Annotated in this window: 24 protein-coding genes; 4 read left to right on the forward strand and 20 right to left on the reverse strand. The window is 38.1% G+C overall.

Annotation, left to right across the window (positions count from 1 at the left end; all coding sequences use genetic code 11):
• Positions 1-29: 29 nt before the first annotated feature.
• The 6 genes from odhB to dapF all read right to left on the reverse strand — a co-directional run bounded on the left by odhB (position 30) and on the right by dapF (position 9,912).
• Complete coding sequence (gene odhB / locus AAGS61_RS08175; protein ID WP_391369905.1) at positions 30-1,274, reverse strand: 2-oxoglutarate dehydrogenase complex dihydrolipoyllysine-residue succinyltransferase; 1,245 nt, start codon at positions 1,272-1,274, stop codon at positions 30-32.
• A 98-nt stretch (positions 1,275-1,372) separates the two neighbouring features.
• Complete coding sequence (locus AAGS61_RS08180) at positions 1,373-4,177, reverse strand: 2-oxoglutarate dehydrogenase E1 component (protein WP_391369907.1); 2,805 nt, start codon at positions 4,175-4,177, stop codon at positions 1,373-1,375.
• Positions 4,178-4,412: 235 nt separating this feature from the next.
• Complete coding sequence (locus tag AAGS61_RS08185) at positions 4,413-5,813, reverse strand: HAMP domain-containing sensor histidine kinase (protein ID WP_391369910.1); 1,401 nt, start codon at positions 5,811-5,813, stop codon at positions 4,413-4,415.
• Positions 5,810-6,481 carry a response regulator transcription factor gene (locus AAGS61_RS08190; protein WP_391369912.1) on the reverse strand — a complete coding sequence of 224 codons (672 nt, stop codon included), beginning with the start codon at positions 6,479-6,481 and terminating at the stop codon, positions 5,810-5,812. Before AAGS61_RS08190 ends, AAGS61_RS08185 begins: the two co-directional genes overlap by 4 nt.
• Positions 6,482-6,893: 412 nt before the next feature.
• Positions 6,894-8,927, reverse strand: a complete 2,034-nt coding sequence (locus AAGS61_RS08195; protein ID WP_391369915.1) for a PAS domain S-box protein — start codon at positions 8,925-8,927, stop codon at positions 6,894-6,896.
• A gap of 19 nt (positions 8,928-8,946) precedes the next feature.
• On the reverse strand, positions 8,947-9,912 hold the full coding sequence (gene dapF, locus AAGS61_RS08200; RefSeq protein ID WP_391369918.1) for a diaminopimelate epimerase: 966 nt from the start codon (positions 9,910-9,912) through the stop codon (positions 8,947-8,949).
• Between the two features lie 330 nt (positions 9,913-10,242).
• Here dapF and AAGS61_RS08205 point away from each other — a divergent pair, with 330 nt between their 5' ends.
• The gene (locus AAGS61_RS08205) at positions 10,243-10,791 is read left to right on the forward strand and encodes a GNAT family N-acetyltransferase (protein WP_391369921.1); all 549 of its coding nucleotides are present in this window, start codon (positions 10,243-10,245) and stop codon (positions 10,789-10,791) included.
• 195 nt (positions 10,792-10,986) lie between these two features.
• On the opposite strand, the gene AAGS61_RS08210 is transcribed toward AAGS61_RS08205, so the two are convergent.
• From AAGS61_RS08210 to AAGS61_RS08220, 3 genes are all read right to left on the reverse strand, one after another.
• The gene (locus AAGS61_RS08210; RefSeq protein WP_391369924.1) at positions 10,987-12,063 is read right to left on the reverse strand and encodes an undecaprenyldiphospho-muramoylpentapeptide beta-N-acetylglucosaminyltransferase; all 1,077 of its coding nucleotides are present in this window, start codon (positions 12,061-12,063) and stop codon (positions 10,987-10,989) included.
• A 976-nt stretch (positions 12,064-13,039) separates the two neighbouring features.
• On the reverse strand, positions 13,040-13,945 hold the full coding sequence (locus tag AAGS61_RS08215; RefSeq protein WP_391369927.1) for a CobW family GTP-binding protein: 906 nt from the start codon (positions 13,943-13,945) through the stop codon (positions 13,040-13,042).
• A gap of 158 nt (positions 13,946-14,103) precedes the next feature.
• On the reverse strand, positions 14,104-15,591 hold the full coding sequence (locus AAGS61_RS08220) for a S41 family peptidase (RefSeq protein ID WP_391369930.1): 1,488 nt from the start codon (positions 15,589-15,591) through the stop codon (positions 14,104-14,106).
• A 1,020-nt stretch (positions 15,592-16,611) separates the two neighbouring features.
• Between AAGS61_RS08220 and AAGS61_RS08225 the strand changes: the two genes are divergently transcribed.
• The 3 genes from AAGS61_RS08225 to AAGS61_RS08235 all read left to right on the forward strand — a co-directional run bounded on the left by AAGS61_RS08225 (position 16,612) and on the right by AAGS61_RS08235 (position 17,964).
• A complete protein-coding gene (locus AAGS61_RS08225) occupies positions 16,612-17,232 on the forward strand; it encodes a class I SAM-dependent methyltransferase (protein ID WP_391369932.1) in 621 nt (206 codons plus the stop codon).
• A gap of 35 nt (positions 17,233-17,267) precedes the next feature.
• Positions 17,268-17,468, forward strand: a complete 201-nt coding sequence (locus tag AAGS61_RS08230) for a hypothetical protein (RefSeq protein ID WP_391369935.1) — start codon at positions 17,268-17,270, stop codon at positions 17,466-17,468.
• A 217-nt stretch (positions 17,469-17,685) separates the two neighbouring features.
• On the forward strand, positions 17,686-17,964 hold the full coding sequence (locus AAGS61_RS08235; RefSeq protein ID WP_391369937.1) for a hypothetical protein: 279 nt from the start codon (positions 17,686-17,688) through the stop codon (positions 17,962-17,964).
• A 199-nt stretch (positions 17,965-18,163) separates the two neighbouring features.
• On the opposite strand, the gene deoD is transcribed toward AAGS61_RS08235, so the two are convergent.
• From deoD to AAGS61_RS08290, 11 genes are all read right to left on the reverse strand, one after another.
• Positions 18,164-18,871: a purine-nucleoside phosphorylase gene (gene deoD / locus AAGS61_RS08240; protein ID WP_391369940.1), complete on the reverse strand. Its 708-nt coding sequence runs from the start codon at positions 18,869-18,871 to the stop codon at positions 18,164-18,166.
• 112 nt (positions 18,872-18,983) lie between these two features.
• Entirely contained in the window at positions 18,984-19,199 is a 216-nt protein-coding gene (locus AAGS61_RS08245) for a YozE family protein (RefSeq protein ID WP_391369943.1), read from the reverse strand.
• A 292-nt stretch (positions 19,200-19,491) separates the two neighbouring features.
• Positions 19,492-19,932: a peptide-methionine (R)-S-oxide reductase MsrB gene (msrB, locus tag AAGS61_RS08250; RefSeq protein ID WP_391369946.1), complete on the reverse strand. Its 441-nt coding sequence runs from the start codon at positions 19,930-19,932 to the stop codon at positions 19,492-19,494.
• The gene (msrA, locus tag AAGS61_RS08255; protein WP_391369949.1) at positions 19,925-20,458 is read right to left on the reverse strand and encodes a peptide-methionine (S)-S-oxide reductase MsrA; all 534 of its coding nucleotides are present in this window, start codon (positions 20,456-20,458) and stop codon (positions 19,925-19,927) included. Before msrA ends, msrB begins: the two co-directional genes overlap by 8 nt.
• Before the next feature lie 5 nt (positions 20,459-20,463).
• Positions 20,464-21,024, reverse strand: a complete 561-nt coding sequence (locus tag AAGS61_RS08260; protein WP_391370363.1) for a YpmS family protein — start codon at positions 21,022-21,024, stop codon at positions 20,464-20,466.
• An 11-nt stretch (positions 21,025-21,035) separates the two neighbouring features.
• Positions 21,036-21,968, reverse strand: coding sequence for a GDSL-type esterase/lipase family protein (locus AAGS61_RS08265; protein ID WP_391369952.1), 933 nt, complete (start codon positions 21,966-21,968; stop codon positions 21,036-21,038).
• Positions 21,969-22,184: 216 nt separating this feature from the next.
• On the reverse strand, positions 22,185-23,021 hold the full coding sequence (locus AAGS61_RS08270) for a DegV family protein (RefSeq protein ID WP_391369955.1): 837 nt from the start codon (positions 23,019-23,021) through the stop codon (positions 22,185-22,187).
• A gap of 98 nt (positions 23,022-23,119) precedes the next feature.
• On the reverse strand, positions 23,120-24,190 hold the full coding sequence (locus AAGS61_RS08275) for a mechanosensitive ion channel family protein (protein ID WP_391369958.1): 1,071 nt from the start codon (positions 24,188-24,190) through the stop codon (positions 23,120-23,122).
• Positions 24,191-24,360: 170 nt separating this feature from the next.
• Positions 24,361-24,681, reverse strand: a complete 321-nt coding sequence (locus AAGS61_RS08280) for a heme oxygenase (protein ID WP_391369961.1) — start codon at positions 24,679-24,681, stop codon at positions 24,361-24,363.
• Positions 24,682-24,827: 146 nt separating this feature from the next.
• Positions 24,828-25,718: a peptidylprolyl isomerase gene (locus AAGS61_RS08285; RefSeq protein WP_391369964.1), complete on the reverse strand. Its 891-nt coding sequence runs from the start codon at positions 25,716-25,718 to the stop codon at positions 24,828-24,830.
• A gap of 98 nt (positions 25,719-25,816) precedes the next feature.
• Positions 25,817-26,266 carry an ATP-binding protein gene (locus AAGS61_RS08290; RefSeq protein WP_391369967.1) on the reverse strand — a complete coding sequence of 150 codons (450 nt, stop codon included), beginning with the start codon at positions 26,264-26,266 and terminating at the stop codon, positions 25,817-25,819.
• Positions 26,267-26,302 lie beyond the last annotated feature (36 nt).

Below are 26,302 nucleotides of genomic sequence, written 5' to 3' on the forward strand. Positions count from 1 at the left end.
AAATTTGTTAGAGGCTTTCATTGTATTTATTATGAATTTAATAATAAATCTTCTGGGTTCTCAATTAACTCTTTAACTGTTTTTAAGAAGCCTACAGAATCTTTACCATCGATGATACGGTGGTCATAAGAAAGTGCCACGTACATCATTGGACGGATTTGAACTTCACCGTTTACAGCTACTGGACGGTTTACGATTGAGTGCATACCAAGGATACCAGCTTGTGTACCGTTCATGATTGGTGTTGACATTAATGAACCGAATACACCACCGTTAGTGATTGTAAATGAACCACCAGCCATGTCGTTTAAGCCTAATTTTTTGTCACGTGCTTTTCCTGCTAACTCTGCGATATCTTTTTCGATTTGCGCGAAGTTTTTCGCATTTGCATCGCGTACAACTGGTACTACTAAACCTTCTTCCGTTGATACAGCTACACCGATATCAAAGAAGTTATTTAAGTGAATTTCGTCACCAACGATTTGTGCATTTACATAAGGATATTTCTTAAGTGCTGCTACAACCGCTTTTGTGAAGAATGACATGAAACCAAGTTTGATGTCGTTATCTTTTACGAATTGCTCTTGTTTACGTTTACGTAATGCCATGATGTTTGTCATGTCGATTTCGTTGAAAGTCGTTAACATCGCTGTTGATTGTTTCACTTCTAATAAACGTTTTGCGATTGTTTGACGACGACGAGACATTTTCTCAATTGTTACACGGTCTGTCTCAGCTGCAGGTGTGAAAATCACTGGACCTGTTGTTGCCACTGGTGCTGCTGCTACAGAAGCCACTGGTGCAGTGCCATGTGCTGCTACGTCTTGTACACGTACACGTCCTTGTGGATCTACTGGTGAGATAGCAGCTAAATCGATGCCTTTTTCACGCGCTAATTTACGAGCTGCTGGAGAAGCTACTACGCGCTCACCTGAAGTTTCTTCCACAACTGGTGTTGGTGCTGGTGCTGCCGCTTTTGGTGCTTCTGGTGCCGGTGCTGCTTCAGCTACTGGTGCTTCTGGTGCTGGTGCTGCACCTTCGCCTGCTTCTACTACTGCGATTACTTGACCTACAAGTACTGTATCGCCTTCTTCAGCTAAAATTTGTTTTAATACCCCTGCTTCTTCAGAGATGATTTCAGCGTTTACTTTATCTGTTTCTAATTCTACGATGAATTCGCCTTTTTCTACGCGATCTCCAACTTTTTTCACCCACTGGGCAATTGTACCTTCTGTAATAGATTCTGCTAGTTCAGGGACTTTGATTTCAGCCACTTTAATATCCTCCTTTGATATACCATTTGCTGTTTTAGTATAAAGCAAATGGTCGGGCTACTTCGGGAAGTAGCCCATTATTCACAAAATTTATTATATTATTTTGATACAGCTTCCGCTACTAATGCAGCTTGAGCTGTTTTATGTGAATCTGCATCGCCTTCAGAAGTTGAGCTCATTGCAGGACGACCTACATAACGAACTTTTTTACCTTCAGCTAATTCATATAAATGTTCCAGCACATAGTTCCAAGAACCTTGGTTCTTCGGCTCTTCTTGTACCCATACGATTTCTTTTGCATTTGGATAACGAGCAATGATTTCTTTCACTTGATCCGCTGGGAATGGGTAAAGCTGTTCTACACGTACGATGTGTAAGTGGTCGAAGCCTTCACCATCTTTTACGCGATCTGCAAGGTCAATCGTTACTTTACCAGTAGCAAGTAAGATTTTTTCAACTGCTTCTACATTTTTACCCGTTGTTGGTTGTTCGATTACTTCGCGGAATTTGCCATTTGCTAACTCTTCAGCTGACGCTGCTGCAAGTGGATGACGAAGTAAAGATTTTGGTGAAACAACAACTAATGGGCGTACACCTTCCGTGCCTAGCATTGTAGCTTGGCGACGTAATAAGTGATAGTAGTTTGCTGCATTAGAGCAATCTACTACGAACCAGTTGTTCTCAGCTGATAACTGTAAGAAACGCTCCATACGGCTTGAAGAGTGCTCAGGACCTTGCCCTTCATATCCGTGTGGTAATAGCATCACTAACCCTGATTTTTGACCCCATTTCGAGCGAGCAGCTGAAATAAAGTTATCAAACATTACTTGTGCCATGTTTGCAAAGTCACCAAATTGTGCTTCCCAAATCGATAATACGTTAGGGTTTTCAAGGTTATATCCATATTCAAAGCCTACAACACCAGCTTCAGTAAGCGGTGAGTTGTGCACTGTAAAGGATGCGTTCGCACCTGAAATATGGTGCAATGGTGTAAATAACTGACCATTGTTTTTATCGTGTAATACTAAGTGACGTTGTGAGAACGTACCACGCTGTGCGTCTTGACCAGTAAAGCGAACTGGGTGACCATCTTGGATAATTGTCGCAAATGCTAATGTTTCCGCATGACCCCAATCGATTTTTTCTGTCGCGAAAGCTTCACGGCGTTTTTCTAAAATTTTACCAAGCTTGTTTTGTGGCTCAAAACCTGCTTCAAATTGAAGTAATTCTTCATTAATTTTCTCTAAACGCTCTACACCAACCGCTGTATCGATTTGAGGGAATGAAACTTTCACTTCTTCCGGCATTTCAAGATGAGCATGCTCGTCTTTTTCAGCCATTGCTTTTACATGATCATAAGCAGCTTGCATTTCCGCATAAATTTTCGCATCTAATGCTTGAATCTCATCCGTCGTTACTAAACCTGCGTTCGCAAGCTCCGTACCGTATAATACACGGATTACATCATGTTTCGCTACTAATTTGTAAGTATCTGGGTTTGTTACTGTTGGGTCATCTGTTTCGTTGTGACCGTAACGGCGATAACCAATTAAATCAACTACGATATCTTTCCCGAACTTTTGACGGTACGCGGCAGCGAAGCGACCTACTTGTGCTACTGCTTCTGGTGCATCTGCGTTCACATGAACGACTGGTACTTCATAGCCTTTTGCAGGGTCAGAAGAATACACAGAAGAACGTGAATCATAATGTTCTGTCGTGAAACCAATCATGTTGTTTGCGATAATGTGAACTGTACCACCAGTAGTGAACCCTTCTGTTTTCGCAAAGTTTAATGTTTCTGTTACAATCCCTTGTCCTGGGAATGCAGCGTCACCATGGATAATAATACCTAAAGCTTTTTGTGGTTTGAACTCCACTGCCCCTGGTTTTGTTGTATCATCTTGAGCTGCACGAGTTGTACCTAATACTACTGGTGCTGCTACTTCTAAGTGTGATGGGTTGTAAGCTAATTTCACATTCATACCAGAGTCACGAGTGTAAGATGCACCCATATGGTATTTTACGTCCCCTGTCCAACCTTTTGTAATTTCTAAACGACCATCTTCTGGTAAGAATAAATCATTTGAAACGTGCGCAAAATCAGAGAACATCATGTCGTATGGTTTGTTTAAAATGTGTGTTAATACATTTAAACGACCACGGTGTGCCATACCGATACGAACATTTTCTAACTTGTCTTGTTCGACTGTTTTTAAAATTTCGTCTAATAAGATAATTTGTGTATCTAAACCTTCTCCAGAGAAGCGTTTTTGGCCTACAAATGTTTTATGAATAAACTTTTCAAAGTTTTCAACACGTGTTAAACGTTCAAGAATCGCTTTTTTCTCATCATTTGAAAGTGCTGCCTTTAATGCACCTGATTCGATTTGTGACTGAATCCAAGCACGCTCTTCATCATTTGATACTTGATTGTATTCAAATGCAATTTTATCTGTATATACAGACTTTAAGAAGTCGATAGCCTCTTTCCCGTTTTTCACACCAGCAGGTACTTCTTTAAAGAAAACACTCGCTGGGATTTCAGCTAAATCAGCTGCTGATAACCCGTATGCGCTTTCATCAATACGAGAAGTATCTAGTTTGCGGTCTTTTAATGGGTAAAGATCTGCTGCTAAATGCCCATAACTACGAATCGCATCAGCTAAGCGTACTGCTGCTAATACTTTACGATAGTCACCTTGTGCTACACTAGTTGCTTGAACAGCTACATCAACACCTTCTACTTGTGGTGCACCATAACTTTGGAATAGCGCGACTAATTCTGCCTCTACTTCTTCAGGAGACTGCAGGTATAGGTCATATTGCTCTAAAACATAACCTAAGTTTGGACCAGCAAATGCTGACCAAGGGGAACCTGCAGAGTATACATTGTTCGACATGAAAAATTACCTCCAACTTGTGCCTTATCGGCAGTTCCATTTATTAATTAAAATAAATCTGTATAATATTTTACCATTCTATGTGCCATTATAAAATTATTCATAATACTTTGCACACAAGAACGTTTTTTCCATCTCAATCTTACTACTCTTCACAAAAAATACAACTCTTTTTAGCAAAATAAGCAATTTTTTTCGCGAACAATACAAAAACAAAAAAAATTTGTACAATTTGTTACATTTTTATGGTTAAGCGCAATAAAAATACGGTACCTTTTCCCATTTGACTATGCACTTCAATTTCTCCTCCATACTTATCAATCAGCATTTTTGTAATACTCAAACCTAGCCCTGTACTACCTTCTACATGCACGCGCGCATCATCCACACGGTAAAAGCGATCAAATATATAGGGCAGATGTTCTTCCGCAATGCCAATGCCATTATCAGAAATTTCAATATAAACACGATCGTTTTCATAATGAATCATTGTTTTAATATAGGGTACATTTTCATTATACCGAATACTATTCTCATATAGGTTTCGTATAATTTGTAACAATGCCTCATTCGATATCGCTGCATGCTTAGGCTGTCCTACAACACTTGTATCAAACATTACTTCTTCATAAATAAACTGCAATTCTGTCGATACTTGCCGAACGACAGCTTCTACATCTGTACTAGCATTTTCTGCTATTGATTCCTTTCGAGCAAGCTGAAGCAGTTCTTCCATAATCTGTTTCATACGTGCCAATTCATTTAATGTTGTATCGAGTGACTCCTCTAATACGTCAGGGTCATTTTTTCCCCAGCGTTTCATTAACGATAAATGCCCTTCCATCGATTGAATAGGGGTTCTTAGCTCGTGCGACGCATTCGATATAAATTGCTGTTGCCTGTTAAACGAAATTTTCAACTCATGGAGCATCGATTCATAAATCCTGAGTAAATCGCCTATTTCGTCTTTCGCATCATACTCAAAATCAACCTGTGTTTCAAAACCTTGCTCCTTCACAGCTATCATCGAATTACGTAGCTGGCGCAGTGGCCTAATGAGCACATTGGATGCATAATAACTAATAATCGCCGCTAACAATACTGCCCCTATCCCCATCATGAGCATCGTTGTGACTATATACCTCATGATGGATTGAAACGCTGTTAATGGATGTACAAGTTGTAGCACATATTGTATCGGTCCAATGTGCACAAGTCGATGCATGACGTAAACATCTCGCCCATCTAACGTCGTTTCATCGATCATCGTTTCAGTTGACGATGAAAAGAAAATAGCTAAATTCGCAGCAGGGGACGTATTATTAATTTGTAATAGTTCCTTTCCATCGAGCTGATATAAACGTACAGTTTGATCTTGATTTAAAATCGCCTTCATTAACCCGGTTTGTCTTTGAAGATCCTGTATTGTAACAGTTACACCTTGTGAAGCAAAAAACGATGACATATCATCTACTGTCCGAAGTGCATTTTTTTCTTCATTGGCTAATAACCACGTATGTAGTGCAATGAAAATAACGATACAAATGGCAGCATATGAAATTAAAATCGCCACTCCTGTTGTTAACATCCATTTTGTTTTTAAAGACTGGTGCTTTAACCGATCCTTTATGTTCATTCACGCATCACATACCCTACTCCACGAACGGTTTCAATATATGGGGTCTTTTCCGTTTTCAGTTTAGCTCGCAAATGCCGAATATAAACATCCACGACATTCGTTTCAACTTCTGTTTCATATCCCCATACATGTTCTAAAATAAGTTCTCGTGTACATACTTTATTTTTTTGTTCTACAAGTAGTTTTAACAAATCATACTCCGTTCGCGTCAGTTCAAGCTTCTGCCCTTCAAAAACGACTTCATAAGCAGTCGTGTCAATACATAAGTCCCGAATAATTAATTTTTGATCGTTCTCTACTTTCGGCTGTATGCGTCTAAAAATTGTGCGAATACGGGCTAATAACTCTTCAATCGCAAACGGCTTTACAATATAATCATCTGCTCCTGCATCCAGTCCTGCAACCCGGTCTAGTACCGCATCACGTGCTGTTAATAAAATGATTGGGACATCAGACTCTTTCCGAATACGACGACACACTTCAATCCCGTTCAGCCCTGGCAACATGACATCCAATAAGATACACTCATAATTTCCGTTTAAAGCCGTTTCTAATCCATTCCTTCCATTATGACAAACCGTCACCTCAAACTGTTCATGCTGCAGTTCTAGTTCTAAAAAACGTGCAATACTCTTTTCATCTTCTACAATTAATATTTTTTTCATAACACTTCTTCCTTTTGATAAAAAATTCAATTTATATACTCTGACTCTTTACCAAAACCTGTACTTGACCGTACATTCCGTTACGGGCGGACGCTTTCCGCGGGCGAGGTCGAGCCTCCTCGTCGCTCATTCTTCGCTCCTGCGGGGTCTCGACTTTCTCGCTTTTCCCGCTGGAGTCGCCGCCCTTCACTCCATGTACTTTTAGAGCCCTCTCTTTTTTAATCAAGAACATATTTTGATATTGAACCTATACTCTTAATAAAAAGTACACGGTGAATATTAAGAGCTATTGAACGAAAGGGGTATCATAGCCTCCGCGCTTTGCCACAGCCTACACAGGAACCCTTTTGATATGCAAAAAGGGATGTTTGGAAAGCTTGAGCTTTTCATACATCCCCCTTCCATACAAAATCTAATCATAAATTTTGTAGCTATTTTTTTGGTTTGATTTGGATTCACATAAAGCTTGGTCGGCTAAGTCCACTAGCTTTTCCAACTTTTCACCGTGATCTGGATAAAATGCGACGCCCATCGACGCTGTAGTTTGGAAATAGTGCTCACCTATCGCCCATCCTTCGTGAAGATGCATGCGAACGCGCTCGATAAAAGTTTGAACTTGTTCTGTCCGTATCTCTTTATTTCTAGATAAGTTCGTTAGGATCACCACAAATTCATCTCCGCCTACACGAACGACTAAATTATCAAGCGACACACTTTTTACTAAAGCATGACTAAACTGACAAATAAATTGATCTCCTACATCATGCCCATAACAATCGTTTATTTCTTTAAAATTATCCCCGTCAATATACACAATCGCAATCGATTCATATTTTGACTCCGCTTTTTCGAGTAGGTGTGGGAATTCCTTATCCAAATAACGACGATTCGGTAAATTTGTTAAACTATCATGGTACGCCATAAACATTAAAATACTTTCGCGCTTTTTACGCTCTGTAATTTCTCGAGAAAGCATAATCAGCTGATTCATTCCATTGTAATCGTTACTATAGACAACCTTATAATGCCCTTCTGTCCAAAACAGTTCTCCGTGTTTCCCCTGTAATTTCAGCTCTACCTTTTGTTCACGTGTATTGTCATGAAACCCTTCAAGAACGGTTTGCCATTTTGAGACACTCTCCTCGGCCAATAGTTGCGCATAAAACTTACCAAGTAATTTTTCTTCTTCGTAACCAAGTAAGCGCACATATGAAGGCGATGCATAACTTATAATACCGTCTTCATCCGTGATGATGATTAAATCATTTGTGTTTTCCGTAATAACGCGGAATGTACGCTCAATATTGCGCAGTTGCGTCATAACACGCTTCTTTTCCGAAACATTAAAGTGAATGCCTAAATATTGCGTAATATTACCCTCTAGATCATTTAACGGAATGATGGTCGTTTCGTTCCAATACGTGACACCGTACTTATCATGGTTGCAAATTTCTCCATGCCATACATTCCCACTCCGAATCGTGGCCCAAAGATTGTGGAAAAATTCAGGCGGATGATAACGAGAATTCACGATTTGATGTGTATTACCGATAATCTCTTCTCGTGTATAACCCGTTTGCTTTAAAAATCGCTCATTCACATCTACAATTTTTCCGTTTATATCTGTGATGGATATATCGGCTGCTGAATCCATTGCCCGTTTAAATGTTTCTAAAATGTGGGATGTTTGGTGTAACATTTGCTCCTGCTCAAAATACTTTGTAATATCTTGTAAAATGATGAACACGGCTACCACTTCATTTTCCTGCCTTAATGGGGAAAATGTGGCTGTAAAACTTCTTTTTACACCTTCTCTATCGATAAAGTGCACTAATTTTGTGGCAAACATGCCACCGTGTTGAGCTTCGACTAGGTATTGCTGTAGCTCCTCCATTGTGTCTTGATCAATGAAATTCAAATCTAAAAAACGTTTACCACGCATGATTTGCATATCAATGTTAAATGTTTGAATAAAGGCTGAATTTGCCTCTAGTAATTTCAAATCTTTGGACACTAATATTGTTGACAAAAGCGTTTTAAAAAAGATGTTACGCATAAATAAATACTTGTCTTGTAAATCTCTTTCAAAAGCAATCTCTTTTGTAATCGCTAATATATATTGCTGTTCCTGATGAATAATCGGAAGGACTGTCGTTTCATATTTCCGTACTTCCGATTCAAAAGTGATATAATCTTGAAAACTTTGTTGCTCATTTAACTCCAGCGCCAAATTATAATATTTCACTATTAAATTAGTCAGCTCGATAGACCGTACTTCTGTTAGCTTTTTACCAATAACCTCTTCATTAAAAATACTTCTAGCGACTGGATTTGTATAAATATAGGTGTAATCATTGCCTAATTTTTTGCACAAAAATACAAAGTCCTTACTTTTGTTGAATAACATATTGAATTGTTTTTCCGAAAGTAATGATTGGCTCATCATTACACCTACCTCTTTATACTTAATTGAAAAATGGTTTCGTTTGTTGCTCTACAAAATGGATACATTCTTCATATTCCACTTGTTCATTAGTAGATTGAGCCTGTAACCATTTTAAATTATTCCCTATTATCTCTAGTTTGTAAATTGATTTGACCGTAGCATTCCCAATTAATAACAAATCATAGCGATCATTTTGCTTTTGAATGATACATTTTACAAAGCCGCCTGGATTATACACTGTGACAGTAGTAGATTCAACAATACCATGTAATGTAGCGACTAGTGCCGATGCTGTCATGGCTGTCCCACATGCATTTGTAAACCCTACACCACGCTCATATGTCCGAACAAAAATACTGTCCGATGTCATCGGATACACATAGCTTACATTGACCCCATCATAACAAAACTCATTTTCCGAATTTAAGTATTGTGCCAATAGAAAATGGTGAGACTTATGCTTAATATAATAATCTCCTACAATCCCGATTAAATGTGGATTCGGTACAGATACAGCTGTAAATTGAATCGTTGGTGAAAACTCTTCAATTACTTCATTCATGATCACATCTTGGTCTTTATACCACATTGGTAATGAGGATAGCGCAAATGATACAGGGGAAATTTCTACTGAATATGTTGGTAACTGCTTAAACAACGGTTGCTCTTTTTTTACACGTAAGTTCGCTTTCATTGTTTCAATGACCGCTTCGTCTACACCTAATTTTTCACACACGTAACGAGCGACACAGCGTAAACCATTACCACACATCGATGCTTCAGATCCATCTGCATTGATGACACGCATTTTAGCATCTGCTATACGAGAAGGGCAAACAATGAGCAGTCCATCTGCCCCATCTTCATTCTCTTTATGACATAACCAGCTGACAAGTGTTGACCAGTCGAACTCGTTCTCATCACCCGTTTCATACAGATAAAAAGTATTACCCGAACCATGTACCTTTAGTAAAGTAATATCCATATCTATCTCCTCCACACTATATATAATTATATTATCGTTTAATAGAACTTCATTCAATAAAAGTTACACATCATTTTCACATAATTCAGAATCAAATTCACAATTTATATAAAATTTACTCTTTTACGAGCTATTATATTGCATTAGGTAATATTTCTGTTGTAAACTGAAAGCACAAAATACTATTTCGATATTGTGTTTTCATAAGCAAGATAGAGGGGAAACTAACGGTAAAACGATAGTTCGACGTCTATTTCTTTTAGGTTGGAATCAAGTTCGAAATCATTGCCTGACCCTAGGCTACACTATCCTAAAAAGGAGGCGTTTTGCATGTTAAAACAGCGAGATCTTCATGAAACAACAGAGCTATACAATTTACTTTCACACCCTGCTGTATTTCCTTATGTTCGTCAAAAAGCAACTTCTGCTGAGGAATACTTGTTTATGACCAAACAATTAATCGAAGAAGAACAACAAGGGAAAACCATTTCCCGCACAATTACGGATGATTGGGGGCAACCAATCGGAACAATCAGCATTTTTGATGTGCAGGACGGGGCCGGCTTTCTTGGTACATGGATAGGTAAGCCCTATCAAGGAAAAGGCTATAATCAAAAAGCAAAATATTTGTTCCTAACGGAGTTATTTTATAACTATAACTTCCATACTGTCTTCCTCCGCATCCGCCAAGAAAATGAGCGTTCCAAAGCTGCCGCATTAAAACTCCCGTATGTTCTCTGTGCCCGTGAATGTCACCCAGCATTATATGAAGAAATTAATGCAGGTGAATTAAAATATAGTTTATTTAAAATTACGAAAGACTTATTCTATTTAACAACTGCGCATGAGCGTGCAGAAGAAGAAGAACAAGCAATGTGAAAATACCAAGTGTTGTACAAAAGAGGCATTCTGAATGCACAACACATTTTATACGAGTAGAGCAATCTTATGTACATTCCATTTTGACATAAGATTGCTCTTTTTCTGTAAAACATGATAAAGTTTTTTCAAAATGCACACGCACGATTCACTGAAACTTCCATGTTTGAATGAAAAATCAAACATCCCGATCATTTATTTTTCATATTGAGTAATCAATGTCACCATTTCACCAGGTGTTTTTGGCGGCTCTGCATCAAGCATTTTATCAATCATTTGAGTTTCATCTCGAATCAAGTCTTCAATTGACCTCATAAAGCTGTCTTTTGTTAGTGCTTCTTCTTCTAATACATGTGCAAAGCCTTGTTTTTTAAAAATCCGCGCATTTAAAATCTGATCCCCACGACTTTTGGCTGCTGATAGCGGAATGAGTAACATCGGCTTACGCAATACTAAAAACTCAAAAATGGAGTTGGAGCCTGCCCGAGAAACGACAAAATCAGCTGCATATAGTAAATGTGGTAACTCATCCGTTACATAATCAAACTGTTTATACCCTGGGACTTCTAGTAACGTTTCATCTACATTTCCTTTACCACATAAATGAATAATCTGAAAGTCCTTTAATAACGCTTGTAAATTGTCACGTAACGCTTCGTTTAAGACTACAGAGCCTAAACTGCCCCCCATCACGAGTAGCACCTTTTTAGATTTATCAAATCGACATAGTGCTAACCCTTTTGCCTTCGAGCCTTCTAATAGCTGTTGGCGAATAATCGAGCCTGTGCATGTTGCCTTATCGTTTGGTAAATGCTGCATCGTTTCTTTAAAGACAGTAAAAATATGTGATGCAAATGGAAGTGCCAATTTATTCGCTAATCCAGGTGTTACATCTGACTCATGGACAACGACTGGGACATTAGCTAACTTAGCCGCAATTACGACCGGAACTGAGACAAATCCCCCTTTTGAAAATACAACGGTCGGTTTTACTTTTCGCATCACCGAAAAAGCTTGCGCAACCCCTGCTAACACGCGAAATGGATCTGTAAAGTTTTTCATTGAAAAATAACGTCTTAGCTTCCCACTCGAAATTTCATGATAAGGTACTTCAGGAAAGGCATTTTTAATTAGCTCCTTTTCAATTCCATCCTGTGAGCCAATATAATGTACTTTATACCCCTCCTGCAACAAGGTCGGTATGATGGCTTCGTTTAAAGAAACATGCCCCGCTGTCCCTCCACCAGTTAAAATAATTGATTTATCTTTCACAAACATTCTCCTATTCTTTCCACAAATCCATTAATTATTTCATCATAAAAGACACACATCTTTATTAAGCAGATGTTATGTCGGCATTTCTATTTCGTTTAATATGTTTGGCTGAACGAAAATATACATTGCGTAAAATTCGGTTATTTTAGGTTATGGTTTATATGCATCTCATAATGAGCAAATATCAAAACATATATTACCATTCCTGTAACCGTTGCTTTCCGCTGCGGCACTCGCTTTCCACGGGCGAGATCAAGCCTCCTCGTCGCTCATCCTTCGCTCCTGCGGGGTCTTGATTGTCTCGCTTTTCCCGTAGGAGTTTCGTGCCTCCGCTACAAGCAACTAGTGTTCAATACAATAATCGGTTGCTCAAAAATAATGGGCAATCCTCATTGCTTACAGTAAAAGCTAGGCGAATTATACGTGCAAATGGAAAGAAAACATTTCTTTTAGATAATAGAAATGTTTTTCTAGTATCTAGAGAAGTATTCACTTTTGCCGTAGCGCGCCATCGCCACAGGAGCCAAGATTTTTCTTTGCGACGAAAGCGTAAGCGTCAGGAGCAGGAGCAGGAGATCCAAACAGGCCGCGCCTGTTTTAGCTCCTGTGTAGGCTGTGGCAAAGCGCGGAGGCTACGATACCACTTTAGCTTACTATCTTTTATTGCCCTAATGGTATTTTTAGGATGTATTTTTGCTCATTACGAGTATGCATAATATTTTTTGGATTATATATTATAACTAATACTAATTATATGTTATGAAGTTTTTAATCACAACGACAATTGTAGCATAATATGCAGCTCCAACAAACCATTTACAATGTATTAATACCGATTAACGGTCATTACAGTATGGTTCTAACAAAATAAAAATTTATATGTTTGACTGAAAAAGCGAGGACAATAATTGCCCTCGCTACAACACATGACACAGATGAAGTTTTCCGATTGATATGCCTTCATACAATGATTCTAACTTTCCGTTCCAATGATCGCTACGTCTTTTATATTTTCACCAATGATCACAAGGCTTGCCGGCATTTTAATGTACTCAGGTAGCCACTGCACCATGCCGTAAGCATATTGGAATAACATCGGATTTTTAATCCCTTGAATCGGTACATACCCTTTCATACGGTACACAGATTGCGGCAAGCTACGTACCCACTCTTCAAACTGCTCTTGTGTAAAGCTTTCGGTAAATTCCACTAAACGCGAGCTTAAATTAAAGCTTTTTCCAATTTTTGCAGAGATGATGTCACTTTTATCCGTCCGTACAGTCGATTGCATATTTTGTAACAATGAAAATGGTACTTTGCCATTCGTTGTTTGCAAAATAAACGCATTCGGGTTAAAGCTTTGTAGCTCATATACCACTTGCGCTTGCTCGGCTTCTGTCAGCAAATCCATCTTATTCGCGAGTAATAAGTGTGCATGGCGGATTTGCTCTAGAAATAGCGACCGCGCTTGTGGGGATAACGTTGTACGATTTAACCACAGCTTGCTATCAGCGACCGTCACAATGCCTTTAATATTCAACTGATTGGCAAAGAGCGGTGAATATACGGCATCTAACGCTTCTACAGGATGGGCTGCGCCTGTTGTTTCAATGATTAGTACATCAAACTGGGCATCATGTAAGAGCGATTGAATTTGTGCTTCTGTTTTTTCTGCCCCTGAGCAACAAATACAGCCCTCTAACATTTCTTTTAAAGGCACATCCTCTTCCACTGCTTGTGAGTCAAAATTCAATTTCCCTAGCTCATTCATGATGACAGCTGGTTTTAACCCTTGCTCCTTTAATTGACGAATGACATCCGTTAACATAGATGTTTTTCCGCTACCTAAAAAACCACTAAATAAATATACGTCTTTCAATGTAAACACTTCCTCTATAGAAAAAGGGCTGTCCAGAAAAGCGAAAACTTTCCTGACATCCCCCTCATTTTTTAATTAATATCTACTAAGAACTATTGCTCCTGCAATGGTCACAACGGAGCCTTCTAAAAATGCCTTTTCAGATGGCTCCTTTACCATTATTCAGCTTGTGCTTCTTCAGTTCCTAATAGCACGTTTTTTGCTTTTAATACCATTGGATCTTCTTGTTTAATTTTGTCACGTAATGCATCCATTAGTGCATATGTCGTGTCTCCAACTAAAGCACCTGTTCGTTCTAGCTCTTGTGCTTTTTGGAACGCTTTTACTGCACTTGCTGTATTCGCATCAAATTTCCCGTCTACTTCACCAGGATTATAACCTAAAGCTTCTAACATACCTTCTGCTGCTTCAATCATTTTATTATTCATACCTGAAGACAATTCAGTTGCCGGGTCAACATAGGATAAGGATGCATAACTTGGGTACTGTACTTCAATCGTAGGTGTTACCCCTTTTTCATTGATCCAGTTCCCTTTTGGTGTTAACCATTTACCTGTTGTGAACTTTAAGTTAGAACCGTCTTTTAAGTAGCTGACTGTTTGTACCGTTCCTTTACCGAACGAGTTCACACCAATGACCTCAGCATTGCCTGATTCATGTAGTGCTGCCGCTAAAATTTCAGAGGCAGAGGCACTTCCTTCATCAATTAACACGGTAATAGGTTGTGTGAATTTTTTGCCGCCTTCCGCTTTAAATACTTCCGGCTCACCAGCACGACCTTGCACTTGTATAATTGGTTGACCTTCTTCTAGGAATAGACTCGCAATATCAATCGCTGCTGTTAAATAGCCACCTGGATTTTGGCGTACATCCAACACAATCCCTTCCATACCTTGTGCTTGTAATTCGTCTAAAATGGCTACAAGCTCGTCATATGTTTGCTCGCTAAATGATGTAATTTGAATATGAGCCATTTTATCGTCATCGATTTCACCGTAAACTGTTTCAATCGGAATATCATCACGCACAATGGTCATTTCCATTGGCTCTGCTTCACCGCGCTGTACTGTTAATGTCACGGGTGTTCCTTTTTCACCACGAATTAACAACACCGCTTCCGTCGCTGTCATTCCTTGAATACTTTCGCCATCAACAGATAAAATAATATCTTGCGGTAAAAGTCCCGCTTTTTCCGCCGGTGAATTTTTAATTGGCGATACGACGACAATATAGCCGTTACGTTCTTGAATTTCTGCTCCAATGCCTTGGAAGCTTGAAGATAAACCTTCGTTAAAATGACTTGCTTCAGTTGTATTCATGTAATCTGTATATGGATCATCTAGTGCGTCAAACATGCCATTAATCGCACCTGAGATAACTGCTTCTTCATCAATCTCAACATAATAATTATCTTTTAATTCATCAAACGCATCGTATAATCTTGTAAATTCCGCTCGTTCAACAGGTTCTTTTACTTCTACCACTTTCTTGTCGCCAAATGTAAGAGCTAAAATTGTTAAACCTGCTGTTAATAAAATTGTTAGGAAGATTAGCATGATCAGTGCAAACGGCTTTATACGTAAAAATTTCCCCGCTGGCTTTACTGGTTGCTCCTTTATTTCTTCCTCTCGTTTTTGTTCATCCATTGAATTTCACCACTCTCTAACTTGCATTGCATGCTATATAACATATTAACAGTTTGCATGCCTTCCGAAAAGGAAAGACGTTAACTTTTTTATAAAGTTTCGCAGAAAAATGAAAAAAACGTTTATTAGTGTCGGATATTATGTATCGTTGATTTAAACATCGGTGCGAACGAAACACCTTTGATGATAAACGTCTCATCTCGAATCGCTACATCTCCATGCAATCTTCACTATCACTAAAAATGACTTCGCTTTAGATTGCAAACAAAAGCAATTATTTTACTGCTAACAATTAGCATGGATCATTTTCATACCTCGATTGTGTCACATAGCGAAAATGAGATACAACTTATTTTAAAATATATGTCAAATCAGGTCTATTTACCTAAACGGCACTTATCTACAATTAAGTTGTATATCAAAAACGACCAATTGAGATTTAGTCGCTTTTTTGAAGTGAGCGTGTGATTCTTTTTCTTGAAAAAATGGCACATCACCTTTTATTGCGATCACGATAAATAGAAATTTATTATTTTTCACAGATGACTACATCCTAAAGACGTGTGCCGATTCATTTTGATATACGGTAACATTGTCTAAAAAAGCTTAATTATATTCATTTCCTGTTCAAAAAGGGGGATTTTTCTCTCTCCCGTAAGATTTCGTTTTAGTACATTTCTCTCTTTTTTAACACAGTAACTCTTCGTAGCGCACTTGATTTTGAATAAAAACGTTTATTTTTTAACCAAAATGCAAGGAATGAGACGATTCCGCTGCAATAGATCAATTGCTTTTGAAATCGGTAATTAGTGCCCCCTATCATCCTCTGTATAGATACGCTCTTATTTATTGTTATAACGTTTAATCCAATCGATCACACATTTACCATTCCTCTTACAATTCCATTATGTTACAATTTTTATACAAATAGAGACTTCCCGTTATTTTAGAAATAATACATCTTAACATTAATGGTAAAACAGTGGCACATAGTTGTTGCCTACATAAGAGGTGAAAATTTTGAATCATACATGGAATAAATTCATTTATAAAATCGCTTCGCCTATTTACGATATGTTTTTTAATTCAGGTGTATTTTTAAAAGCTCGAAAAAAAGTATTTCAATCTATCTCATTCAAGGACAATCAAAAAATCTTGTTTATTGGTGTAGGCACAGGGGCGGACTTAGAGATCATTAATTACTCTAATTTAGATGTCACTGCCATTGATTATTCATCCGCCATGCTCAATAAGGCAAAGGAAAAATTTGAAAATTCTACCATCAATTTTTTAGAAATGGATGCTCAAAGTTTAACTTTCGAAAACGAAGCCTTTGATTATGTTGTAGCCAGTTTAGTACTATCTGTTGTACCTGATGACAGTAAAACATTTCAAGAGATGATTAGAGTGTTAAAACCCCATGGAAAAATCATTATATTTGATAAATTTGCGCCTAAAAATACAAAAATGCCATTAACACAAAGATTTTTACGACCGCTTATTCGTGTACTCGGAACGGACATTGGGCGGAGTTTTGAAAAATTACTTTCTGAACAGAACAAAGCTGTAATTGTGGAACAAGATACATCTGTTATGATGAACGGATTATATAGGAAGATTTTAATTTCTAAAATTTCTTAACGATTGTTATTCAGCAAAAATAGGAGAATCATTCCATGAGTAGAACAGTTACTTTTTCGGTAGATACTAAATATGAAGATAGAATAGAAGAAACATTCACTTTTGAACAATTAGGGCTCGACGAAAATACAGCTATTGAAACTGTTAATAAAGAAATAGAGGAAATTTTTAAAGCATGGGTTAGCTATCAACTTAATATTTCTTACAGTATCATGATCGACACGGATAACAAGTAACTAAAGATATACTTATTTTTACAAGTAAACACCATTACGGACTTTTGTATTACAATCTATTTTTTCTTATTTGCAGATGAAAGAAATACCTTCTGTCACCCTTGGAACAAACAGTCACAAGCTCCACACAACGCTATATCACTATAACTTTAATTTTATAATCAATCTTAAATTGTCATGTCGTGGAGATCAACATTTTCGGGCAGGTGAATAAAAAGTGAGTATAGATTTAATCATAATCGGCGTTATCCTACTCTTCTTTGGGTATGTAATTGGTGTTCAAGAACGAATTGAGCTCGTGTCATTTATAAAAAACAAAAACGTAAAGGACAAAGAAAAGGTTGCTCAATATTTAGGTGGCAGTCAAATAATTTTAGGGGCCATTTGTATTACATTAGGCGGCAGTGGTTTTAATAACGCTCCCCTTGTGGCTGTATGTATACTAATTATTTTATTTATAACTTCTATTTATGTAGTAAAGAAGTATGTGTGTTAACAAGGGCGAACAGAGAGTTGAGACATATTATGCTGCTATCCATTGGTTTATTTCTATCTATTAGTTTATTCGGTTGCCAACATCCTCAAAAACCTTCTATTAAAGAAAAAGCGAGTGACCTTTTAGCCACCTCATCTAGTTGATTTGGTCACTTTTGGTCACTCGCCGTTATTCGTAAGTTGTAAAACCCTTGATACGCTTACTCTTGAACCGCTGCATCTAATGCGATACGCATCATATCTAAGAATGTCGTTTGACGTTCTTCAGATGAAGTAGCTTCGCCTGTTAAGATGTGGTCAGATACAGTTAAGATGGATAATGCTTGACGGCCAAATTTCGCTGCTAATGTATAAAGTGCTGCCGATTCCATTTCGACTGCTAATACACCGTATTTAGCAAGCTTTTCATTTTGTTCTTCATCTGAGTAGAACATATCGGCTGTGAAAATGTTACCTACTTTTACGTTTAGATCAGCTTCTGTCGCTTTGTTGTATGCTTTGTATAATAAATCAAAGTTCGCTGTTGGCGCGAAGTCAATGCCGCCGCCCCAAATGATTTGGTTCATACGTGAATCTGTTGAAGCTGCTTGCGCTAGGATGACATCACGTACTTTCACGTCTTTTTGAATCGCACCGCACGTACCAACACGGATTAATTTTTGTACGCCATATTCTTGCATCAACTCTGTTACATAAATAGAAATCGATGGTACGCCCATCCCTGTTCCTTGTACAGATACGCGTTTTCCTTTATATGTACCTGTAAAACCTAACATGTTGCGCACTTCATTGTAACAAGTTACATCTTCTAAAAATGTTTCTGCGATAAATTTCGCACGTAGTGGATCCCCTGGTAATAATACGATGTCAGCGATGTCACCTTGTTTTGCCGCAATATGGATACTCATATCATAATCCCTCATTTCAGTTATTTGTCACCATTATCATACTGTGTTTTCTTTATAGATGCAAGGTTAGACGTCTTGCAAGGAAATGTTAGAGTAGTTTGTCAATTTACGCTTATAAACCATACTTTGTTGCATATGTATCCCACAATTCATCAAATACAGAAGTTGCTAAATCTGCGTTCGCTTGCATTTCGATATAGGCACTTAATTCATTGAAGTCCGTTGCCGTTTTTGGAAAGATCGAATCATGAAACACGGCCTCTGCAAAGCGCCCTTTGTCATCCCGCGCGCCGCGATATGTTAATACATAATGATAAAAAGATTTCATACGCTACCTCACTTTTTGTTTTATAATATTTCACCAACAGTATTTGCTCTTGACGCAAATGTACATGTTACTCACTTTTGTAAAGCATACATTCAATCTACTAAATCAGCCTCCATGTTGTAAACTTATCTTCTCATTTGCTTGTACTTCAGCTAAAAATAAATGTTTTTTAACCGTTCACCATCGACAATTTTAAGCTGATTGATATAGTTAACCACATATATAATCTATACATGTTGCATCCCTCTTATCAAAACATTCCGATACATTACACAACACGAAAAAACGCCCCTTATTCAGAAGCGCTTTCAAATAATGATGTATATTCCCCGTACCCCTCTTCTTCTAAGCGGTTTGCTGGGACGAAGCGGAGTGCAGCTGAGTTAATGCAGTAACGTAAGCCACCTAACTCTTTCGGGCCGTCTGGGAAAACATGCCCTAAGTGAGAGTCCGCTGTTTTACTGCGCACCTCTACGCGGCGCATCCCAAAAGACGTATCAAAGTGTTCGGTAACTTCAGGTGCATCCATCGGTTTTGCAAACGCTGGCCATCCACATCCTGAATCGAATTTATCCTTTGAGCTAAATAATGGTTTGCCGGATACGATATCGACATAAATGCCGTCTTCAAAATGCTTGTCGTATTCATTGCGGAATGGTGGTTCTGTGCCATTTTCTTGTGTCACATAATACTGCATTTCTGTTAGCTCTTTTAAGCGTTGTTCTTTATTCATGTGAATTCCCCCAATACCTTTCAATAAATGCCACACGCCCTGAACCGACCGAGTAGCGGTTATAATGAGCTGGATTTTTCTTATAATAATACTGATGATATTCCTCAGCACGGTAAAATGGCTTTGCCTCACGAATTTTTACTGCAATCGGTTGCGCGAATTTTCCTGATGTATTAAGCTCTTCTTTTACACGCGTTGCGATTTCCTTTTGTTCCTCATCGTGGTAGAAAATCGCTGTCGTATACGATTCCCCTCGATCATAAAATTGACCACCCGCATCTGTTGGGTCGATCAATGTAAAATACAATCGTACTAACTTTTCATACGAATATATTTCAGGGTCAAATGTAATTTGTACTGCCTCTAAATGACCTGTTGTTTCGCTACACACTTGTTGATATGTTGGCTGTTCCACATGTCCGCCTGTATAGCCTGAGATTACACTTTCAATACCTGGCTGCTCATCGAACGGCTTGACCATACACCAAAAACAGCCACCTGCAAAAGTTGCTACTGCCACCTTCATACCTCCTATTCTGATGGAACAATGACTTCTAACACGATATGATCCTTTTTCAAGTCGATTTCCTTTGCTCGCACACGCGAACCAGAAGCGATATTAATACGAGATAAATCGACGAAAATTTCCTCATCATTTGGGATAATTGTAATCCACGATGGGAAATCAACAGCGTCTTTCATTAATTTTAACACAGTTTGCGGTGGGATATTTAGCTTCCCTACATTGACAGCCGTTTGTTTTAAGACGATGTTCCCCTCTTCTACAATGGGTTCAAAGTCCATGACAATCGGCACATCGACAGAAAAGACTGTTAATGTACTAAAAACTTGAATTTGAGTGTTCACTTCGATTTCAACGGGTAACGGCGATTTATTTAACGCCTCCCCTAAATACTGCTTCGTAATGGACTCAAATTCTTGTGCTGTTGTTTGTACAGTAATAACATTCCCCTCAGTTTGTGCTGGTTCTGGTTTTTCAACGTCCTCTGCAGGTGATGTCGCTAAATAAAAGATAGCGGCAATTGATAAAATTACCGCGCCGGCCAACGTAAAAAAGGCCACTTTCCACACGTTCAATACTCTCACTCCTCAATGCCAATACGACCTGCTGACATTTGCTCTATATCACACAGTTTCATATAGTCAATAATTCTTCCCGTCATCTGTTCATAACCACTTGCATTCGGATGGAAGAAATCCGTGTGATATACCATGCCCTCATTTGTCTCAAATAAGTCGCTAATTGGCACGAAGCATGCGTTTACATCCTCCGTTGCGATTTGTGCTATCACATCATTCCACTCATCAATAATGGTTTCAAACGGCGTATATTCATCCGTTATAATCGAAACGGGGTTATAAAACCCTATCAATAGTAGTGGTGCATCACTATTTCTTGCGCGAATTTCTGCTACTATGTTACGATAACGCGCTTCGAACGAAATAAGCTCTTTATCAAACATTTCCTTATTCAGTGAAAATAAATCAGCTTTTACAATTTTCATTATATCATTTCCACCGAGCGTCATCGTCATAAAATCTACATACGGTAACTCTTCATCGTAATGTCCGCTTTCTAACAGCTTCAACAATTGGTCGCTGCGGCGTCCATTTTTCCCACGATTATCGAGCTCTACCTCTGTAATGGCAGGCCATCTTTCTAGTACTTCCACTAAGCGGTTTGTATAACCGTACTGTTTACTCTCATCACCGATTCCCCTTGTCAGTGAATCACCAAATGCCATATATTGAATCGGCTCTGCGTCACTATTTTTCCTTGTTCTCCAATCTAAATGTAAAACAGCTTCAATAAATCCTTGTAAATTTGTCTGCTCTTCTATGGAACCTTCCTCTACTTCGCTTATTTCAATTTTTGGCGTTTCATTTATCAATTGCTCCGGTTCAGCGTATGGTTCATTTTGCTCTTCCTCTTTCGGCTGTGGGTCATCAATTGTAATGAAAGAACAACCAGCTAAAACAATTGTTAAAAACGTTAAAATACCGAATCGCCACATACTAAAACTCCCTTAGCTCAATGTATATCTATTATAAGTTTATGATGAACGGGTTGAAAAGCTAATAATCCTTGGGACAATAAAAATTATGTACTTGAGAATGGGCATTTACCGAAGAAAGGAATGTCATGATAAAAAAGAGCATCAAACCCCAGTACTGCAAGGCATTTGATACTCTTTCTATCATCGTCATCATACTATTTTTCAAAGAGATAACTATTCTGCAAAATACATAAAACCAAGCGCACCTGGACCAGTATGTGTGCTAATAATTGGGGATGTTAACGTAATATCAATATTTGTAAAGCCTGTCCCTTTGACTAGTTCCATTAATGGCGTGCCCATTGTTGTTAAACCATTGGCATGTGAAAATCCTACAGCTTTGACTGTTTTTCCGGCTGTATCGTTTTGGAACTGCTCAAATAAGTATTTCACTACTTGCTTATAGCTACGTGGTTTCGATACAGGTGTAAATGCACCCGTATCTAGGCTACCAATCGGTTTAATATTTAATAACGAACCGAACATCGCTTTCCCTTTACCGATACGACCGCCTTTTACCATGTTTTCTAATGTATCTAGTACAACAAATAAACGAGTATTTTGACGTACTTGGTCTACACGGGCTACAATTTCCTCTACACTCGCGCCTGCATCGCGAAGACGCACTGCTTCACGTAATTGGAAGGCTAAAGCCCAAGCAATATAGCGTGAATCTACTACCGTTACATCTGCCTCTGTAATTTCAGCAGCCTGTCTTGCGGATTGAACGGTACCACTCATCCCACCTGTCATGTGGATTGAAATAATTTGATCACCATTTTTACCAAGCTCATCATATAACTCTGTAAACTTCCCCGGTGATGGTTGAGATGATTTTGGTAATTCTTTTGCACTCGCCATTAAGGTTAAAAAGGATTGTGGCTCTACGTCAACACGGTCGACGTATGTTTTGCCGTCTATTTGAATCGTTAATGGTACGATATGAATGTTTAATTTTTCAATTTCTTGTTGTGATAAATCACATGTTGAGTCCGTTACGATATGAATCATTATTTGACACATCCTTTATTGTCTTCATTTTATTATATGTAGTTTAATATTTCCATTCAATATGACATCTGTCATTTCTCTCTATTCACCTACAAAATTTAGTCGTTTCGAAGCCATAGTTCACTGTCAGCTGGTACGAGCTCAATCGCATATTCTTCCAATAAATGCTTGCAGACGAATAATATATCTTGTTTCACATCAAGCATCACGCCTGTGTCATTTGTTTTGACAAAATAGCGAATAAATAAACGAAATGAACCCGGGCGATAATCATCAATTGTGACATGAATGACGTCTTTTTCCGTTTGCGGATGGAGGGTAATTTGCTCCCGTATTTTTTCCACAACAGCCCGTAAACTTTCCTCACTATTAGATGAAGAAACGTAAAAGCTTTGTTCACATTTCCGTTTTACACGCTTACTTAAATTATAAATTGGACGATTAACTAAATAAGCGTTCGGCACATATACAAGCCCTTTATCGCCTGTTTGAATAAGTGTACTACGAAGGTTGATATCCTCTACCACACCATCAATTTTTTGATCTTCTGTTGCAATCCAATCGCCAATTTGAAATGGCTTATCTAGCGCAACACTCATACCGCCGAAAATATGAGTTAATGTATCACGAATCCCAAAGGCTAGCGCTACCCCAGTTAGCCCAATCGCTGTTAAAAAGCCATTTAAGTTAAAATCCCACAGCGAAGCAATGGAAAACAGCGCCACCAACATAACTAATACTTTACTAATACGCAGGAAAAACGGTGTTAAAATATCTTGGTCTTTTCCTGTCTGTAGCCGCTCTGGATAAAGTAAATAAAAAGTTAATAAATCATACAACCCTTTAAAGGCAAAATAGAACATGAACGACATAAATAAGTCTTTCGTCGATTCAGTTGTGAGTAACCGTACTTCAAATAAAATGGCCACACTAATTGTAATGACAACCGTCATAAACGCATAACGAGTCGCTTTACTAAACTGTTCCGTAATATCGGCTATCACACTTCGCCCTTTTCGCCTTAGGAAATTAGCGAACGCCTTAATGCTTGGCTTTAAAATATAGCGCTGGATGAGAAAGCCTACAATAATAATTGCAATAGCTATTACTATGTCTTGCCAAATCTGTTGTTGAACATTAAGCAACAACTGTTGAATTGAATCAACCATAAATCCACCTACTCTTACTAGAATGCGTAAGAATCATAGCATGACTCCTTCTTTTACACAAATTATCACTATACATATGTTCAAATTGATGCTCGAAATAGGAAAAAGACGAACCACAATACGATTGCGATTCGTCTTTTTTTACTTTATCCGCCATTAATGGAAGATATTTATTTCGCGATTTCAGCTGCTACTTTAGCAACAACGATTTGGCTTGTAATGACAGGAGAGTTTGGATCTGGTGCGTCACCTGTTGGACGTTTATGCGCTTCTTTAAACGCATCTGATTCACGCCATACACCGAATGATTTTTCATCCTCCCAGTACATGACAACACTCATTTCATCGTACTCTTCAAATTGTGTAGACACTAATACCTCTACTTTGTGGAAGCCTTCAAATTGTTGTAATGGACCTGGCTTCGCAAACATGGGCGCCATTTTTTCAGCCATGCCTTTTTTTACTTGAATACGGTTCGTTACTGTAATCATTTACATACATCTCCTTAGTTGGAAATCAAACATCAGATTGAGAACACTTCTCATAATATATTTATTAAATCACATATGTGACAGTAGTGCAACTATATTTTTGGTAAAAAAAGCCGTTATCCATCATACTCTGTACGAAAATTACATTATTCAAATAATGTCTTTTTAATGTCGTACTCTTTCATTTTTTCTTCTACCCATGTAGCATATTGTTCATTCACACGACTGTCTAGTAACATTTGACGCGCTTCTTCCTTGCTTGTCTCATAGTCAGCCGCTTTTGCTTCAATTTTATCTGTTACTTTAATAATATGGTAACCATGTTCTGTTTTAACTGGTTCTTTACTTACTTCCCCAACATTTATCGCAAATGCCGCTTTTTCAAATTCTGCTACCATTTCACCGCGCCCAAAGAAACCTAATGCGCCGCCGTTTTCAGCATTGGACTCATCAATTGAATATTCTTTTGCGAGCTTGGCAAAGTCTCCCCCTGCGTTTAATTTCTCAATGACTTCCTTCGCTGTCGCTTCATCTTCTACTAAAATGTGGCTTGCTTCCACTTGCTCTTCCGTACTAAAGGAATCTTTATTTTCCTCAAAGTACGCCTTTACATCCTCTTCTTTAATATCAATTTGATCTTCCATCACTTTTAGCGTTAATAAATAGATTTCAACGTCTTTCAGAATATCTTCTTTTGTCATATTATAACCTTTTAACGCCTCAAGCAGTGCATCTTCTCCACCATATGATTCTGTATAAGTTTTGTATTCTTCTTGTATTTCTTTATCCGATATTTTTATATCTAATTTTTTCGCTTCTAGCTCCACAATTTTATTTGTAATTAAGGAATCTAATACACTTGGTCCGTATTGACCTTGCAATAAACGATTTAATTCTGCTTCTGTAATCACCTCATCATTGACCGTTGCAACCGTTCGAGAATCGCCGCCATTATCTGAGCAGCCTACTAGGAAAGCTGATAAAGCGATTGGTGCCGCTACCATTTTTAATATTTTCTTTACTTTTTGTCGATCCATTTTCATTTCCTCCAATAAATAATCTTCTGTACAGTGTAACAAAGTATTGTGTCAAACATACGTCAAGACGCTTTCGCTAATTTTAGTCGGAAAATAGTTCATTGCTCTGTACTAGCAATGAACACTAAATCCCCAACGAGCGATTGCGCCATCATTTTACTTACCGCCAATCCTAAAACTAAGCCCCGCACTTTATATTTTTTTTGTTCACCACGATAAAAACGGTCAAAAATAAACGGTTGCTCTTCTAGCGAAATACCACAACCATTCTCTTTTACATCCACTACACTAAATTGTTCGTCCGTCTGTAATGATACATGAATATTTCCACTACCGTCCATTGCTTGCTCCGCATTCGTCAATAAATTCACTAAAATTTGCTGCACTCGTACTAAATTTACTTGGGCATGAATCTCTTCTTCTAACGTTGAATAATGGTACTGAAAAAGATGGATGAATCTTTGATAGAATAGTCTTGCATCCATAATTAATATTTGATTCACAATTTTCTCAGTTGTAGCATGGAGGGATGTTAACTTCTGTTTCATATAGTTAGTACTTATTATTGAAAAAATACAAATTTG

It is taken from the genome of Lysinibacillus sp. KU-BSD001, assembly GCF_042920265.1.
GTDB lineage: Bacteria > Bacillota > Bacilli > Bacillales_A > Planococcaceae > Lysinibacillus_B.

What these genes read in the sequence shown, in the direction of transcription:
- AAGS61_RS08230 (WP_391369935.1), top strand. Translation starts at nt 17,268, where the DNA reads ATGAGTAGAACAGTTACTTTTTCGGTAGATACTAAATATGAAGATAGA.
- AAGS61_RS08190 (WP_391369912.1), bottom strand. Translation starts at nt 6,481, where the DNA reads ATGAAAAAAATATTAATTGTAGAAGATGAAAAGAGTATTGCACGTTTT.
- AAGS61_RS08185 (WP_391369910.1), bottom strand. Translation starts at nt 5,813, where the DNA reads ATGAACATAAAGGATCGGTTAAAGCACCAGTCTTTAAAAACAAAATGG.
- deoD (WP_391369940.1), bottom strand. Translation starts at nt 18,871, where the DNA reads ATGAGTATCCATATTGCGGCAAAACAAGGTGACATCGCTGACATCGTA.
- AAGS61_RS08290 (WP_391369967.1), bottom strand. Translation starts at nt 26,266, where the DNA reads ATGAAACAGAAGTTAACATCCCTCCATGCTACAACTGAGAAAATTGTG.
- AAGS61_RS08285 (WP_391369964.1), bottom strand. Translation starts at nt 25,718, where the DNA reads ATGGATCGACAAAAAGTAAAGAAAATATTAAAAATGGTAGCGGCACCA.
- msrB (WP_391369946.1), bottom strand. Translation starts at nt 19,932, where the DNA reads ATGAATAAAGAACAACGCTTAAAAGAGCTAACAGAAATGCAGTATTAT.
- AAGS61_RS08180 (WP_391369907.1), bottom strand. Translation starts at nt 4,177, where the DNA reads ATGTCGAACAATGTATACTCTGCAGGTTCCCCTTGGTCAGCATTTGCT.
- AAGS61_RS08195 (WP_391369915.1), bottom strand. Translation starts at nt 8,927, where the DNA reads ATGATGAGCCAATCATTACTTTCGGAAAAACAATTCAATATGTTATTC.
- dapF (WP_391369918.1), bottom strand. Translation starts at nt 9,912, where the DNA reads ATGGATATTACTTTACTAAAGGTACATGGTTCGGGTAATACTTTTTAT.
- AAGS61_RS08205 (WP_391369921.1), top strand. Translation starts at nt 10,243, where the DNA reads ATGTTAAAACAGCGAGATCTTCATGAAACAACAGAGCTATACAATTTA.
- AAGS61_RS08245 (WP_391369943.1), bottom strand. Translation starts at nt 19,199, where the DNA reads ATGAAATCTTTTTATCATTATGTATTAACATATCGCGGCGCGCGGGAT.
- msrA (WP_391369949.1), bottom strand. Translation starts at nt 20,458, where the DNA reads ATGAAGGTGGCAGTAGCAACTTTTGCAGGTGGCTGTTTTTGGTGTATG.
- AAGS61_RS08270 (WP_391369955.1), bottom strand. Translation starts at nt 23,021, where the DNA reads ATGATTCATATCGTAACGGACTCAACATGTGATTTATCACAACAAGAA.
- AAGS61_RS08280 (WP_391369961.1), bottom strand. Translation starts at nt 24,681, where the DNA reads ATGATTACAGTAACGAACCGTATTCAAGTAAAAAAAGGCATGGCTGAA.
- AAGS61_RS08275 (WP_391369958.1), bottom strand. Translation starts at nt 24,190, where the DNA reads ATGGTTGATTCAATTCAACAGTTGTTGCTTAATGTTCAACAACAGATT.
- AAGS61_RS08220 (WP_391369930.1), bottom strand. Translation starts at nt 15,591, where the DNA reads ATGGATGAACAAAAACGAGAGGAAGAAATAAAGGAGCAACCAGTAAAG.
- AAGS61_RS08265 (WP_391369952.1), bottom strand. Translation starts at nt 21,968, where the DNA reads ATGTGGCGATTCGGTATTTTAACGTTTTTAACAATTGTTTTAGCTGGT.